Here is a 14,548-nt window from a genome sequence, read left to right as displayed (position 1 = left end):
TCCGTGAGCAAATCGCTGCAAGCCATTCGTGGCATGAACGACATCCTGCCCGAGCAGACGCCGCTGTGGCGCTATTTCGAAAGCACCGTGGCCGGCCTTCTGGACACCTACGGCTACAGCCAGATCCGCACGCCGATCGTCGAGTTCACCGAGCTGTTCAAGCGCTCGATCGGTGAAGTGACCGATATCGTCGAGAAAGAGATGTACACCTTCGAGGACCGCAACGGTGATTCGCTCACCTTGCGCCCCGAGGGTACCGCCGCGTGCGTGCGTGCAGTGCTCGAGCATGGCATCACCGGCAATGGCCAGGTCCAGAAGCTCTGGTACATCGGCCAGATGTTCCGCCACGAGCGTCCGCAGAAGGGCCGCTACCGCCAGTTCCACCAAATCGGCGTCGAGGTGTTCAACCTCGACGGTCCGGACATCGACGCCGAGCTGATCATGCTGACCTGGCGTCTGTGGGGCCTGTTGGGTATCCGTGATGCGGTCAAGCTCGAACTCAACAGCCTGGGTACCAGCGAAGCCCGCGCGCGCTATCGCGATGCACTGGTCGAGTTCCTCTCCGCCCACCTTGAGCAGTTGGACGAAGACAGCCAGCGCCGCTTAAAGAGCAATCCGCTGCGCATCCTCGACACCAAGGACGCCAATACCCAGGCGTTGCTCGTCGACGCGCCGAAGCTGGAAGACTACCTGGACGAAGAGTCGCGCGTGCACTTCGAGGGGCTGAAGGCTCGCCTGGACGCCGCGGGCATTCCGTTCGTGATCAACACCAAGCTGGTGCGTGGCCTGGACTACTACAGCAAGACCGTGTTCGAGTGGGTCACCGACAAGCTCGGCGCCCAGGGCACCGTCTGCGCGGGCGGTCGCTATGATGGGCTGGTCGAGCAGATGGGCGGCAAGGCGACAACCGGTGTCGGCTTCGCCATGGGCATCGAGCGGCTGATCCTGCTGCTCGAAACCCTCGAGCAGGTGCCCGAATCCCTGAGCCGTCAGGTCGACGTCTACCTGTGCGCCTTTGGCGAGCAGGCGGAGCTGGCCGGCCTGATCTTGAGCGAGCGTCTGCGTGACAGCGCGCCGGGCCTGCGCCTGCAGGTCAATGCCGGTGGCGGCAGCTTCAAGAGCCAGTTCAAGAAAGCCGACAAGAGCGGCGCCTTGTTCGCCCTTATCCTGGGCGACGACGAGCTGGCGCAACAAGTGGTAGGTTTCAAGCCCCTGCGTGGTCAGGGCGAGCAACAGAATATTGCCTGGGATGCTCTGGCCGAGCACCTGCAAGCCGCTCTCGCACAGGCGTGAAGCGTCAACTGCCGAATTGCTGAAAAGGAGTATTGGGGTGTCGAGTACCGATGATGAAGAACTGGGTGCGGTCAAGGACTGGTGGGATCGCAATGGCAAGCCCCTGCTGACGGGCGCTCTGCTGGCGGCGGCGGTCGTGCTCGGCTGGCAGGCCTGGCAGAAGTACGAGGCCAAACAGTCGCAAGGTGCTTCGAGCCTGTATCAGGCGCTGCTGGAGACGTCCCTGACGCCGACCGGCCAGCCTGACACGACCAAGGTCGCCGAGCTGTCCGGCAAGCTCAAGAGCGAGTACGGCGGTTCCGCCTATGCCCAGTATGGCAGCCTGTTCGTGGCCAAGGTCGCGGTTGACAGCGACAAGCTGGACGACGCCGCCGCCGAACTCAAGACCGTGCTGGACAAGCCGGCCGATGACACCCTGGCTGAAATCGCCCGTCAGCGCCTGGCGCGTGTCCTGGCTGCGCAGAACAAGGCCGAAGACGCCTTGAAGCTGCTCGATGGAGATGCGGACAAGGCGTTCCTGGCCAGTCGCGAAGAGCTCAAGGGCGATCTGCTGGTCCAGCTGGGTCGCGCCAACGATGCTCATGGTGCCTACGAAAAGGCCAAGGCCGCGCTGTCTGACGACGCAGCGGTCGGTGGTCTGCAAATCAAGCTGGACGACCTTGCCAAAGGGGATGCCTGACGTGATCGGTTGGAAACAAGCAGCAGTGCTGACCCTGGCGGTCCTGGCCGCGGGTTGCAGCAGCAACAGCAAGAAGGAACTGCCTCCGGCCGAACTGGCCAAGTTCACCGAAGAGGTGGTGCTCCAGAAAAAATGGAGCCGCACCATCGGTGATGGCCAGGGCGACACCTACAACATGCTGGTACCGGCGATCGAGAACGATCGCATCTATGCATCCGACGTCAATGGCGTAGTCATGGCACTGGACCGCGGCACCGGCGACGTGGTGTGGAAGGAAGACCTCGAGCTGCCGGTCTCCGGCGCTGTCGGCGTCGGCTATGGCCTGGTCATGCTGGGCACGCTCAAGGGCGAGGTCATTGCCCTTGACGCCAGCACGGGTGAAGAGCGCTGGCGTTCGCGGGTGACCAGCGAGGTGCTCGCGCCTCCTGCCACCAATGGTGATGTGGTCGTGGTCCAGACCCAGGATGACCGCGTGATCGGTCTCGACGCCGCCACTGGCGATCGTCGCTGGATCTACGAAAGCACGCCGGCCGTCCTGACCCTGCGCGGTACCGGTGCGCCGATCCTCACCAATCGCCTGGCGATTGCGGGCCTGTCCACCGGCAAGGTCATTGCCCTGGACACCCAGAACGGCGTGCCGGTCTGGGAATCGCGAGTCGCCATCCCGCAGGGGCGTTCCGAACTGGAGCGGGTGGTCGATATCGACGGTGGTCTGCTGCTGTCCAATAACGTCATCTACGTCAGCACCTACCAGGGACGCACCGCCGGCCTGGACCTGGAGAGCGGACGCGTGCTGTGGCAGCGTGATGCCTCCAGCTATGTCGGCGTCGCGCACGGTTTCGGCAACGTCTACGTGAGCGAAGCATCGGGCACCGTCGAGAGTATCGACGAGCGTTCGTCCAGCGCCCTGTGGAGCAACGATTCCATGGCTCGTCGCCAACTGTCGGCGCCGGAAGTGTTTTCCAGCTACGTGGCCGTTGGCGACTTCGAGGGTTATCTGCACCTGCTCAGCCAGGTGGACGGCCGCTTCGTCGGTCGTGAGCGTATCGACAGCGATGGCCTGCGCGCCCGGCCACTGGTGGTCGACGACACCATCTATGTCTTTGGCAACAGCGGCAAGCTCGAGGCACTGACGCTGCGCTGAAGCTATGCTTGAGGCCACACAGGCCTCGAGCCGCGGCACCTCGCGTGCCGCCCGAACTCCGGCCGCTGCCCTGCAGCGGCCTTTGCATTTTCAAGAATTCAAGCATTGGAGAGCCGCATGGTTCCCGTTATCGCCCTGGTGGGCCGGCCGAACGTCGGCAAGTCCACCATGTTCAACCGCCTGACCAAGACCCGCGACGCCATTGTCGGCGACTTGTCGGGTTTGACTCGTGATCGCCAGTACGGCGAAGCACACTGGCAAGGTCGCACCTACATCCTGATCGACACCGGCGGTATCACCGGCGACGAAGAGGGCATGGACGAGAAGATGGCCGAGCAATCGCTCATGGCCATCGAGGAAGCCGACTACGTGCTGTTCCTGGTCGATGCCCGCGCCGGCATGACCGCTTCCGACCAGATGATCGCCGAGCACCTGCGCAAGCGGAACAAGCAGTCGTACTTGGTGGCCAACAAGATCGACAACATCGATCCGGACACCGCGCGTGCCGAGTTTGCTCCCATGGGCATGGGCAACGCCATTCCGGTAGCCGGTTCCCAGGGTCGCGGCATCAACACCCTGATGGAAATCGTGCTGGGCGACGTGCCGCGCGACAAGGAAGAGGACGCGCTCGACGAGCACGTTGCCGAAGGTCAGGAAGCCGTGCGCATTCCTGGCCCGAGCGAGAAGGATGGCATCAAGATCGCCATCATCGGCCGTCCCAACGTGGGCAAGTCGACGCTGGTCAACCGCATGCTCGGCGAAGAGCGTGTCGTGGTCTATGACGAGCCGGGCACCACACGCGACAGTATCTACATTCCTTTCCAACGGGATGACGAGAAGTACACCCTGATCGACACGGCAGGCGTGCGCAAGCGCGGCAAGATCCACGAGGAAGTCGAAAAGTTCTCGGTGGTCAAGACGCTGCAGGCGATCAAGGACGCCAACGTGGTGATTTTCGTCATGGACGCGCGCGAGGGCGTGGTCGACCACGACCTGAACCTGCTCGGCTTTGCCCTCGAAGCCGGTCGCGCCATCGTCATCGCCCTGAACAAGTGGGATGGCATGACCCCGGGCGAGCGTGACTACGTCAAGATCGAACTGGAGCGTCGACTGTTCTTCGTGGACTTCGCCGATATCCACTTCATCTCCGCCTTGCACGGGACCGGCGTCGGTCATCTGTACAAGTCGGTACAGGCCTCGTTCAAGTCGGCGGTCACCCGTTGGCCGACCAGCCGCCTGACCCAGGTTCTCGAGGATGCGGTCAGCGAGCACCAGCCGCCGATGGTCAACGGTCGTCGTATCAAGTTGCGTTATGCCCACCTCGGTGGTGCCAACCCGCCGATCATCGTCATCCACGGTAACCAGGTCGAAAAGGTCCCGCGCTCCTACTCGCGTTACCTGGAGAACACCTACCGCCGTGTGCTCAAGCTGGTCGGCACACCGATCCGCATCGAGTACAAGGGCGGTGAAAACCCTTACGAGGGTAACAAGAACGCGCTGACCGATCGCCAGGTCAACAAGAAGCGTCGCTTGATGTCGCACCACAAGAAGGCCGAGAAGAAGCGCAAGGACAAACGCAAGTAAACCCGGCCCGATTCTTGTGCAGGAGCGGTCTGGCATGAAATCCCCAGACCGCCGTCATGGAACGCATATACACGTGTGCGCCGCACTTGGGTCAATGCCAGTCAGCTTGTCTGGCAGCTCTCAAGCTTTTTGTGAGGCTGATGGCCTATCGCGGGGCAAGCCCGCTCTCCACCGGAGACATGTCTGGGCTACCCCGCACACCGGTAGCGAGCGGGCTTGTCCCGCGATAGGCCATCAACCTCACAGAAGATTCCATAAGCCGAAGGCTCCCGCATATGAATCCACTATTTTTCCTTAACTGACTGGCATTGCGCCTGGGGCTCTTTGGTCACAGCGCAGCCAATAGAGCTGGATGATCTCTCACAGAACCTGTCGAAGCGAACATCCCTCACCCCGCGCCGCAGTTCAAACCGCTCGCCCGATCCGCTATGCTCGAACTCCATCCCGTGCCGTCCCGAGCCGGATATCTCGTGCAGGAATGAGGGCTCCATGATCCAGAGCAAGCTGCCAAACGTCGGCGCGACCATCTTCACCACCATGTCTCAGCTGGCCGCGCAGACCGGCGCCCTGAACCTTTCCCAGGGCTTTCCCGATTTCAACGGCCCCCAAGCGCTGCTCGATGCCGTTGGCCGGCATGTCTGCGCGGGGCACAACCAGTATGCCCCTTCCACCGGCTTGCCCGCCCTGCGCGAGCAGGTGGCCGGCAAGATCGCTCGCAGCTATGGCGTGACAGTGGATGCCGAGCACGAGGTGACCATCACCCCTGGAGCCACCGAGGCCATCTTCTGTGCCATCCAGGCCATCGTGCGCACGGACGATGAGGTGATCATCTTCGATCCGGCTTACGACAGCTATGCACCTTCCGTGCAGTTGGCCGGTGGCCATTGCGTGCATGTGCAGCTCAATGCCAGCGACTTTCGCATCGACTGGCAGAAACTCGCCGATGCCCTCACCTCGCGGACGCGGCTGATCGTTCTCAATTCTCCACACAATCCCAGCGGTGCGTTGATCACGCGTGATGACCTGGACCAACTGGCCGGGCTGATCGAAGGGCGCGACATCTACCTGCTCAGCGACGAAGTCTACGAACACTTGATCTACGACGGTGTGACGCACGCCAGTGTGCTCGCCCATGAGGCCTTGTACGAACGGGCCTTCGTGGTCAGCTCGTTTGGCAAGACGTACCACGTCACCGGCTGGAAAACTGGGTACGTAGTGGCGCCACCGGCGCTCAGCGCGGAATTGCGCAAGGTTCATCAGTACGTCAATTTCTGTGGTGTTACCCCGCTGCAGCATGCTTTAGCTGATTTCATGGCCGAGCATCCGCAACATGTCGAGCAACTGCCGACCTTCTATCAGGCCAAGCGCGACCTGTTCTGTGGGCTCTTGCAGCGCTCGCGTTTCACGTTCACCCGCACGGCAGGTACCTACTTCCAGCTGGTCGACTATTCACAGATCCGTCCCGACCTCAACGATGTCGACATGGCGCTGTGGCTGACCCGTGAGCACGGCGTGGCGACCATCCCGATCTCGGTGTTCTACCAGCAACCTATCCCCGAGCAACGCCTGGTCCGCCTGTGCTTTGCCAAACGCGAGGAGACGCTGCGCCAGGCAGCGGAAAAACTATGCGCAATCTGAGTGAGCTGCCCAACCTGACCATCGCCCTGGTCCAGACCCATCTGGCCTGGCATGACCGCCAGGCCAACCTGGAGCGTTTCGACGAGTTGCTGCAACAGGTCGGCGATGTCGACCTGATGATTCTTCCGGAAATGTTCACCACTGGATTCTCCATGGAATCGGAGCGGCTGGCCGAGCCCGAGAATGGACCGACCTACAAGTGGCTGAGGGCCAAGGCGAAGAAGCATGATGCGGTGATCACCGGCAGTGTGATCGTCGAGGCCGCCGATGGCAGTCACCGCAACCGCCTGCTGTGGGCGCGACCGGATGGCGAAATCCTGCACTACGACAAGCGCCACCTGTTCCGCATGGCGGGCGAACACAACCACTACACGCCTGGCGAGCGGCAGGTGCAGTTCGAGCTGAAGGGGTGGCGCATCCGCCCGCTGATCTGCTACGACCTGCGCTTCCCGGTCTGGAGCCGCGATCCCCAGGATACCGATTTGCTGCTCTACACGGCCAACTGGCCTGCGGCGCGTCGCCAACACTGGAATCGGCTATTGCCGGCCAGGGGGATCGAGAATCTCTGTTATGTCGCAGCGGTCAACCGGGTCGGAACGGATGGCAAGGGCTTCGCGTATTCGGGCGACAGCCAAGTCCTGGATTTCCATGGCGAGAGCCTGCTCAGCGCTGGCGAAGCGGACGGTGTCTTTACCGTGGTGCTGAGCGCGGCGGAACTTGCGGCCTATCGTGCGCGGTTCCCGGCGAACCTGGATGCCGATGCGTTCGAACTGCATTGGGCACAGTGAAATCACGGGATTTGCATGCTGAGCCGTTATGGCAGTATCAAGTTGCAGGTGATGGTTGCATCGTAGCTTGCCCGGCATTCTGGCAAGCCCGCGCTCACAGTAAAATTTCTGATTTAGACGTTTTTTCGGAACTGCCGCGATAGGGGTGGGAGCGGGTTTACCCGCGAAGAGGTCCGCCCTGTCACCCCTCTGGTAAGGGCAAGGGCTGCGCCCTTGTTCGCGGGTAAACCCACTCCCACCCCATATCGCGACAGCTTATAAAAAACTTATGAATCGGATGAATTTTTTACTACGACAGCGGGCCTGCCGGATGGTGGGGTATGCAGTAAGACCCTCAGCTATCACAGGGGTCCTGAACGTCGAAATAAGCTTCGACCTTGAATCTTGAATGCTTTATTGACTAGCTGGCCGGGATGCCCGCGATGCGCCGCGTGAACGGCGCTCGATCTCGAGGGCGCTAGCAGTCCAGCGTCAGGCACTTGCATCCACTCTCAATACACATCCCGCCTGTACCGCCCATCCTCGATCAGCTGCTGGACCACTTCAGCGCCCAGGACCTCCTCGAGCACCGCGTTCACTCCCGACGCCATACCTTGCAGGCTGCCGCAGATATAGACACTGGCCCCGTCATTCACCCAACCGCGCAGCGCCTCGGCCTGCTCGCGCAATACGTCCTGGACGTAGATCTTCCGCTTCTGGTCCCGTGAAAAGGCCAGGTCCAGGCGTGCCAGGTCGCCGTTGGCCAGCCAGGCTTGCAGCTCATCGCCACAATGGAAATCGTGGGCTCGATTGCGCTCGCCGAACAATAGCCAGTTCCGCTGCTCGCCAGCCGCGATGCGCGCCTTGAGCAGGCTGCGCAAGCCGGACAGGCCGGTACCGTTACCGATGAGGATCATGGGCGCCGGTGCCTTCGGTAAGTGGAAGCCGCTATTACGGCGCAAGCGCAGGCTGACATTGCCTAGCACCGGCAGGTATTCGGTCAGCCAACCCGAACCCACGCCGAAGCTGCCGTCTGCGTGGCGCTCTTGGCGAACGATGAGTTCAAGCACGCCGTCGCTGGCAATCGATGCGATGGAATACTCGCGCGGCCCAAGCGGGACCAAAGCGTCGACCAGCGCCTGCGCGTGCAGACCGACCAGGTGCTCGCGGCTGATCGGCAACTGGCGGCTGGCCAAGGCTTGGGCCAGCGTCTCCTCCAGGCCGTCGACGCGGACCTGCGCGCTTGGGTCCAGTCCCAGGCCGAACAGGAAGGCGTCGACGCGCGGCTTCCCGTTGAGCGGCCGGATGTCGACCAGATCGCCTGCCTCCCAGGTCATGGGCTCCTGCGGCTGCAGACCCAGCAGATAGACACCAGAGCCCTGGCTGTCTGGGTTGAGCAGTTGGCGGCGCTGCAATGTCCAGTTCGAGAAACTGGGCGGCTGCCAGGCCGCGACAGACTGACTGCCGGTCAGCTGCGCCAGTTCCTGTTGCCACAATTGCAGGGCAGCCGGGTCGGCGCTGTCCACCTCGATCGGGCTGAACGCGGTAGTCGCGCCGCGCTCGCCGAGCCAGGCCTGCAAGCGGCGAGCGAAACCGCAGAAGTGCGGATATTGGCGATCGCCCACGGCCAGCAGGGCATAGTTCAGGTTGCTCAGCGACCATGGCTGACCGAGTACCTTGCGCTCGAACGCGCGTGCGCTGTCGGGCGCTTCGCCGTCACCGAAGGTGCTGACCACGAACAGGGCGCGCTGGGCCTGCCGCAGTTGGGCCTCGCCCACCTCTGCAAGCGGCATGACTTGCACCGGTACGCCGGCGGCTTGCAGCTGTCCGGCGCTCTGCCACGCCAGTTGCTCGGCAAAGCCGCTTTGACTGGCGAAACCGATGAGCCAACTGTCGCCCGTTACCGATGTGCCGTTCACCTTGCCTCGCGCGGCGCGGACCTGGCCTTTCTTGCGTCGGCGGTCGAGGTAGAGCAGCCAGCCGGTTACGAAGAACACGGGCATGGTCAGGCTGGCCAGGGTCACCACGATGCGTCCGGGCAGGCCGAAGTAACTGCCTACGTGCAGGGCATAGACGCTCGCCAGCAACTGCGCCTTGAAGGATTTCTCGTCGTATCGCTCGTGTCGTTTGACCTGGCCGGTCGCAGGGTCGAGGGTCAAGGTATCGAATGCCCGCTCATGGGCGGCATCGTCCAGGAGATAGAACAGCATCGCCGGCTGACCACCCGCCGGAGGCAGGCGCAGGTTATAGCTGGCCAGGCGCGGCCCGGCGGCGTTCCGCAGGCTGGTCCATACCGCGTCGTAGTCGACCACCAGGGGCGGGGCGCTCTTGTCCACCGGTTGAGGCCCATGTCGGCCTCGGCCTTCGCCACGTCTTTGCTCCTGCCCAGCGGGTGGCTTGTCCGCCAGCAGGGCGTTGAGGCCTTGCCGGTACCATTCGTACGACCAGAACAGGCCGGTGAGGGCGAACAACAGGTAGAACATCAGGCACCAGGTGCCGGCGACGGCATGCAGGTCCCAATTGAAGGCACGGCCTTTCTTGGCCCAATCGAAGGTCAGCCAGGCCCGCCAGTTCAGCGCTTGGCGAGGCCAGCGCAAGTAGAGCCCGGACAGGCAGAAGAAGATCAGCATCAGGGTACAGGCGCCGGTGATCTGCCGGCCTGTATCGCCCATGGCGAGGAAACGATGCAACTGCAGCATCAGGTTGAAGAAGTCCTGACCGACGACTTCGCCCGTGAACTCACCCGTATACGGATCGACGTAGCGTAGTTGCCCACGACGTTCGCCAGGCGCGGGAGTGAAGAACACGCGCGCGGCGTTGCCGCTTCGGGTATCGACCCAGAGCATGGAAACCTTGTCACCCTGGGCGGCCTCGACCCGGCGCACCAGTTCGACCGGAGGCAGGACGCCTTCCTCGCGGACTTCGACCTTCAGTGCATCGGCGTTGAACAGGCGCAGCAGTTCTTCCTGGAATGACCAGATCGCACCGGTTGTCCCCATCAAGGCCAGTACCAGTCCCGCAGTGATGCCAAAGAACCAGTGCAATTGGAACAGCGACTTCTTCAACACATCGATCACCTTGTCTGGCCGTCCGGACCGGCACGGCATGCAGTATGCCTTGATACGCCAAAGCCCCACTCATATGCATGGGTGGGGCTTTGGTTGCAGCGACCTTAGAAGTGGACGCTGGTGGTCAGCAGGGCAGTGCGCCCGGCAGCCTGGTTGGCAAAGTGGGTCGAGAATGCCTTGTCGTAATAGACCTCGTCGGTCAGGTTCTGCACGTTCAGTTGCAGGTCGACGTTCTTGGTCAACTTGTACGACGCCATGGCGTCATAGCGCACATAGCTATCGACCATGGTGGTGTTGGCGACACTGCCGAACACGTCGTCCACGTAGAACGCGCCGCCACCGATGGTCAGCTTTGGCGTGATCGCGTACGTGGTCCACACGCTGGCGCTGTTGTTCGGGGTGTTCGGCAACTGGTTGCCATCGTTGGCCGCGCCCAGCGGGCCGCCATCGATCTGACGTGCCTGGAGGTAGGTGTAGCCGGCAAATACCTGCCACTGGTCGGTCAACTTGCCGCTGGCCGACAGCTCGATGCCTTGAACGCGGGTCTTGCCGACGTTTTCATAGGTGGTGGTGTCGACCTGGACGCGGGCGTTTTCCTTCTCGGTGCGGAACACGGCAGCGGTCAGCGACAGGCGCTGGTCGAGCAGGTCCCACTTGGTGCCGATTTCGTAGTTGGTGGTTTCTTCCGGTTCGAGGTCGCTTTGCAGCAGGTTGCCGCCGCGGTCTGTACTGCCCGGTAGCGGGTTGCCTTCGGTGCCTTCGCCCAGCATGGAGCCCGGCGGAGTGGCGGAGGTGGCGTAGGAAACGTAGACGCTGCCGTTTTCGGTCGGTTTCCAGACTAAACCTAACTGGCCGGTGAAGAAATCGCTTTTATCCCGACCTTCACTTGGGACACCGTTATTCACGACTGTCGCGCCCGATGAGTCATAGGTGCGGTACTTAGTGTCGAAATGGTCGTAACGCAGGCCCATGTTCAGCAACCACTGCGGGGACAGCTCGAGCGTGTCGAACACATACAGCGCACGGGTCTTGCTCTTGGTGGTGGTCCCGGCGTAATTGCGCGAGATGGCGCCGTTCCATGGATCGTCTGGATTCGGGCTGCTCAACGAGGTGCAGTTGTAACCGCTGGAGACGATTGCGCCTGGCGTACAAGTCGTGGTGACCGGGTTGCCGCCTGGAGTGGTGTCGGTATCGACCGTGTAAGAAGAACGATCACTTTCTTCCCGGCTAAGCTCGATGCCCGTCGAGAAGCTGTTCTTGAACCCGGCCACATAGAAATCGCCGAACAGGTCGGTCTGGTTGGTGGTCGTCGTGGTGTTGCCCACACGGCTGTTTGCCCTGCGCCAGACGCTGCCGTTGTTGACGTTGCCCTTGCTGTCGTCCGGCTGGGTCAGGATGTAGTCCTGCAGGGTATTGCCGTGGCGCAGGGTGTTCTTGATCGTCAGCGCATCGGTCAGGTCATGCTCGATGGCGAAGGTCGCGATGTCGGTGCGCGTCTTGCGGAAGTCACGATCGGTCAGGCCGTAGAAGTTATCGCTGTCACCGCCGTCGTGGGGCTTGCTCGGGTCTGCCGAGGTGCGAGCACCACTGCCGCCGGTGGGGATGGTGTACGGGATTCCCGAATCCGGCAGGTCGTCGCTTTCCATGTGGTAGTAGTCGAGGTTGACGCGAGTCGGCGTGCCAAGGCCGAAAGCCAGGGAAGGCGCGATACCCCAACGGTCGTACTCGATCGAGTCACGGCCGGCGACGTTGCTTTCATGGCTCATCAGGTTGAGGCGGCCGGCAGCGGTCTCGCTGAACTGGTAATTGCCATCCAGGGTGTAGCGCTGGGTCTGGTCGCTGCCCCAGGTGAAGCCACCATCGAACGCGTTACCCAGGTGGGCGCGTTTGCTCACCAGGTTGATGGTGCCGCCCGCCGCGCCGCGACCGCCAATGGCGGAGTTGGGTCCCTTGCTGACTTCCACCGACTCCACGGCAAAGATCTCACGTGTTTGCGCACCGGTATCGCGCACGCCATCGAGGTAGGTATCGCCTTGTGCGTCGAAGCCGCGGATGAAAGGCCTGTCGCCTTGCGGGTTGCCTCCTTCACCGGCACCGAAGGTAATGCCCGGCACGGTGCGCAGGGCGTCCTGCAGAGTCAGGGCATTGGTGTCCTTGATGACCTGCTGCGGGATTACCGTGATCGAGCGCGGAGTGTCTACCAGAGGCGCGGTGTACTTCTGCGAAGAAGCCTTGTCGACCTTGTACTCGGTATTGGCCTGTTCCGCCTGACCATTGACGCTGGTAGCGTCAAGCGTGATGGCAGATGTGGCGACTGGTTCAGCGGCGTAGGCGGAACTGGCAGTGATCGCCACGCCGATGGCGGAAGCGAGCAGACGAGGTGAGCTGACTGCAGACGGCACGATGTGGCGCATTGGTGGACCTTCCCCAAGGAGTGAAGACCGCGAAATATAATGTAAGTAAATTTTAGTAACAATTGAGATTCATTACCATTGGTGACAAATTTACAATCTTTACACTTTTATGGCGGTTGCTTCATCGCACGCGTCGAAAGGATCTGTACGTCGCGAAAGGGAATCAATATCATTGGCGCCCTCTCAAAGCGCCAGGTGCCATGCCATGCTGCTTCATATTCCAGGACTGTTCGACGCTGATGAAACGGCCCGCATTCGCGCGGCCCTGGAGCAAACCGACTGGGCGGATGGCAAGATCACGGCGGGCTATCAGTCCGCCAAGGCCAAGCACAACCTGCAATTGCCGGAAGGCCACGCGCTGGCGAAGGAAATCGGCGCAGCACTGATAGAGCGGTTGTGGCGCAATCCTCGCTTCATGTCCGCCGCGCTGCCGCACAAGGTGTTCCCACCCTTGATCAATTGCTACCGCGAAGGTGGCAACTTCGACTTCCATATCGACAATGCCTTGCGTCAACCGCAAGGCAGCCACGAACGTGTGCGCACCGACCTGTCCTCGACCTTGTTCCTCAGCGAGCCCGACAGCTACGACGGTGGCGAACTGGTGATCCAGGACACCTACGGCGTACAGCAAGTCAAACTGGGAGCGGGCGATCTGGTGCTCTATCCCGGTACCAGCCTGCACAAGGTCAACCCAGTCACCCGTGGCACGCGCTACGCGGCGTTCTTCTGGACTCAGAGTCTGGTCCGCGAGGACAGCCAGCGAACCTTGTTGTTCGAGATGGACAACGCGATCCAGCAGCTCACCGCCGATGTGCCGGACCATCCCGCGCTGGTGCAGCTCACGGGGACTTACCACAACCTGCTGCGTCGCTGGATCGAGGTCTGAGATGAGCTACAACCTGCGACGTGAAGAGGTAGTGGATGCCGCGCAGTTGCGCGACATGCTCGAAGACAGTCCCGGCAAGGCGGCCCAGGCCATTCTCGCCGCTGCCGAGCAGGGCATCGTGCAGGCGCAGCTGCTGCTGGGACAGATCCTCCTGGATGGCCGCGGCATCGAGCGCGATCCGGTCCTGGCCCGGCAATGGTTCGCCATCGCTGCCAAGGGTAACAGCGCCATGGCGCACAACATGCTCGGTCGCTGCCTGGAGCACGGCTGGGGCGGCGAGCAGGATATCGGCCAGGCGGCTATGCATTACCGGAGCTCGGCCGAGGCCGGCCTGGACTGGGGTCTCTACAACTATGCGAACCTGCTCGCCACCGGCAGGGGCGTGGCCAAGGACCAGGCCGCGGCCTATGCCGCTTATCGTCGCGCCGCCGAAGGCGGGCATGCCAAGTCGATGAATCTGGTCGGGCGTTATCTGGAACTGGGCATTGGCTGCGAAGCCAGTTTCACGCGGGCACGGCGTTGGTATCGGCGTTCGGCGCAGGCGGGAGATTTTCGAGGACAGTTCAGCCATGCCGCCGTATTGGCCGAGCAAGGCGAGATCGAGGAAGCCCTGGTCTGGTTGCGGCGTGCGTTGGCCATCGGTAATGCCAACTTCCTGCGCAGCAGCATTCCCATGCTGGAGCAGGCGGGCGAGCCGAGGATTCGGGCGTTGGCGGTGGGGTATCGGGAGCGGTTGCACGAGATGCAGAAGGCAGGCTGACTGCCTAATGCTTGTCAGTTAAGGCCAGTGGGGTTGCTTCGCACCCCTTCGCGGGCAAGCCCGCTCCCACAAGTTGAGCGCCGAATGCAGAAATCGTGCAATTCCTGAGGGAGCGGGCTTGCCCGCGAAGGGGTGCGAAGCAGCCCCAATTGCAGATTGTGGGGCTTAACTGACTGGCATTAGGCTGACTGCCTGGCCTTGTTGCATGCCGGAGTATTGCCTGAAGCTGGTATTCGATTCAAGTGCCGGAGCTTAGCCTTCAGCCTTCGGAATTCTCTATGAAACTTGATGGCCTCATCGCGGGACAAGCCCGCT

The 14,548-nt window shown here is 62.1% G+C and carries 10 protein-coding genes; 8 read left to right on the top strand and 2 right to left on the bottom strand.

Annotation, left to right across the window (positions count from 1 at the left end; translation table 11 throughout):
* Nucleotides 1–3 precede the first annotated feature (3 nt).
* The 6 genes from hisS (at nt 4) to G7009_RS08690 (ending at nt 7,126) form a co-directional block, all read left to right on the top strand.
* Nucleotides 4–1,293 (top strand): histidine--tRNA ligase, encoded by a 1,290-nt coding sequence (gene hisS, locus G7009_RS08715; protein ID WP_181129593.1) that lies wholly within the window; start codon nt 4–6, stop codon nt 1,291–1,293.
* 37 nt (nt 1,294–1,330) lie between these two features.
* Nucleotides 1,331–1,972 (top strand): tetratricopeptide repeat protein, encoded by a 642-nt coding sequence (locus tag G7009_RS08710; RefSeq protein ID WP_181129592.1) that lies wholly within the window; start codon nt 1,331–1,333, stop codon nt 1,970–1,972.
* A 1-nt stretch (nt 1,973) separates the two neighbouring features.
* Nucleotides 1,974–3,116 (top strand): outer membrane protein assembly factor BamB, encoded by a 1,143-nt coding sequence (gene bamB / locus G7009_RS08705; RefSeq protein ID WP_181129591.1) that lies wholly within the window; start codon nt 1,974–1,976, stop codon nt 3,114–3,116.
* Between the two features lie 117 nt (nt 3,117–3,233).
* Entirely contained in the window at nt 3,234–4,700 is a 1,467-nt protein-coding gene (gene der, locus G7009_RS08700; RefSeq protein WP_181129590.1) for a ribosome biogenesis GTPase Der, read from the top strand.
* Between the two features lie 489 nt (nt 4,701–5,189).
* Entirely contained in the window at nt 5,190–6,338 is a 1,149-nt protein-coding gene (locus G7009_RS08695) for a pyridoxal phosphate-dependent aminotransferase (protein WP_181129589.1), read from the top strand.
* The gene (locus tag G7009_RS08690) at nt 6,326–7,126 is read left to right on the top strand and encodes an amidohydrolase (RefSeq protein ID WP_181129588.1); all 801 of its coding nucleotides are present in this window, start codon (nt 6,326–6,328) and stop codon (nt 7,124–7,126) included. The genes G7009_RS08695 and G7009_RS08690 overlap by 13 nt, the downstream gene beginning before the upstream one ends.
* A 491-nt stretch (nt 7,127–7,617) precedes the next feature.
* Here the strand turns inward: G7009_RS08690 and G7009_RS08685 are convergent, their stop codons facing one another.
* On the bottom strand, nt 7,618–10,173 hold the full coding sequence (locus G7009_RS08685; RefSeq protein ID WP_181129730.1) for a sulfite reductase flavoprotein subunit alpha: 2,556 nt from the start codon (nt 10,171–10,173) through the stop codon (nt 7,618–7,620).
* Between the two features lie 104 nt (nt 10,174–10,277).
* Nucleotides 10,278–12,587, bottom strand: coding sequence for a TonB-dependent receptor (locus G7009_RS08680; RefSeq protein WP_181129587.1), 2,310 nt, complete (start codon nt 12,585–12,587; stop codon nt 10,278–10,280).
* Between the two features lie 205 nt (nt 12,588–12,792).
* Here G7009_RS08680 and G7009_RS08675 point away from each other — a divergent pair, with 205 nt between their 5' ends.
* Both G7009_RS08675 and G7009_RS08670 read left to right on the top strand, forming a co-directional pair.
* A complete protein-coding gene (locus G7009_RS08675) occupies nt 12,793–13,473 on the top strand; it encodes a Fe2+-dependent dioxygenase (protein WP_181129586.1) in 681 nt (226 codons plus the stop codon).
* A 1-nt stretch (nt 13,474) separates the two neighbouring features.
* Entirely contained in the window at nt 13,475–14,233 is a 759-nt protein-coding gene (locus G7009_RS08670) for a tetratricopeptide repeat protein (protein WP_181129585.1), read from the top strand.
* The last annotated feature ends 315 nt before the right edge of the window (nt 14,234–14,548 follow it).

It is taken from the genome of Pseudomonas capeferrum, from assembly GCF_013523055.1.
Lineage (GTDB): Bacteria > Pseudomonadota > Gammaproteobacteria > Pseudomonadales > Pseudomonadaceae > Aquipseudomonas > Aquipseudomonas capeferrum_A.
This window is presented reverse-complemented; position numbering and strand designations above follow the sequence as displayed.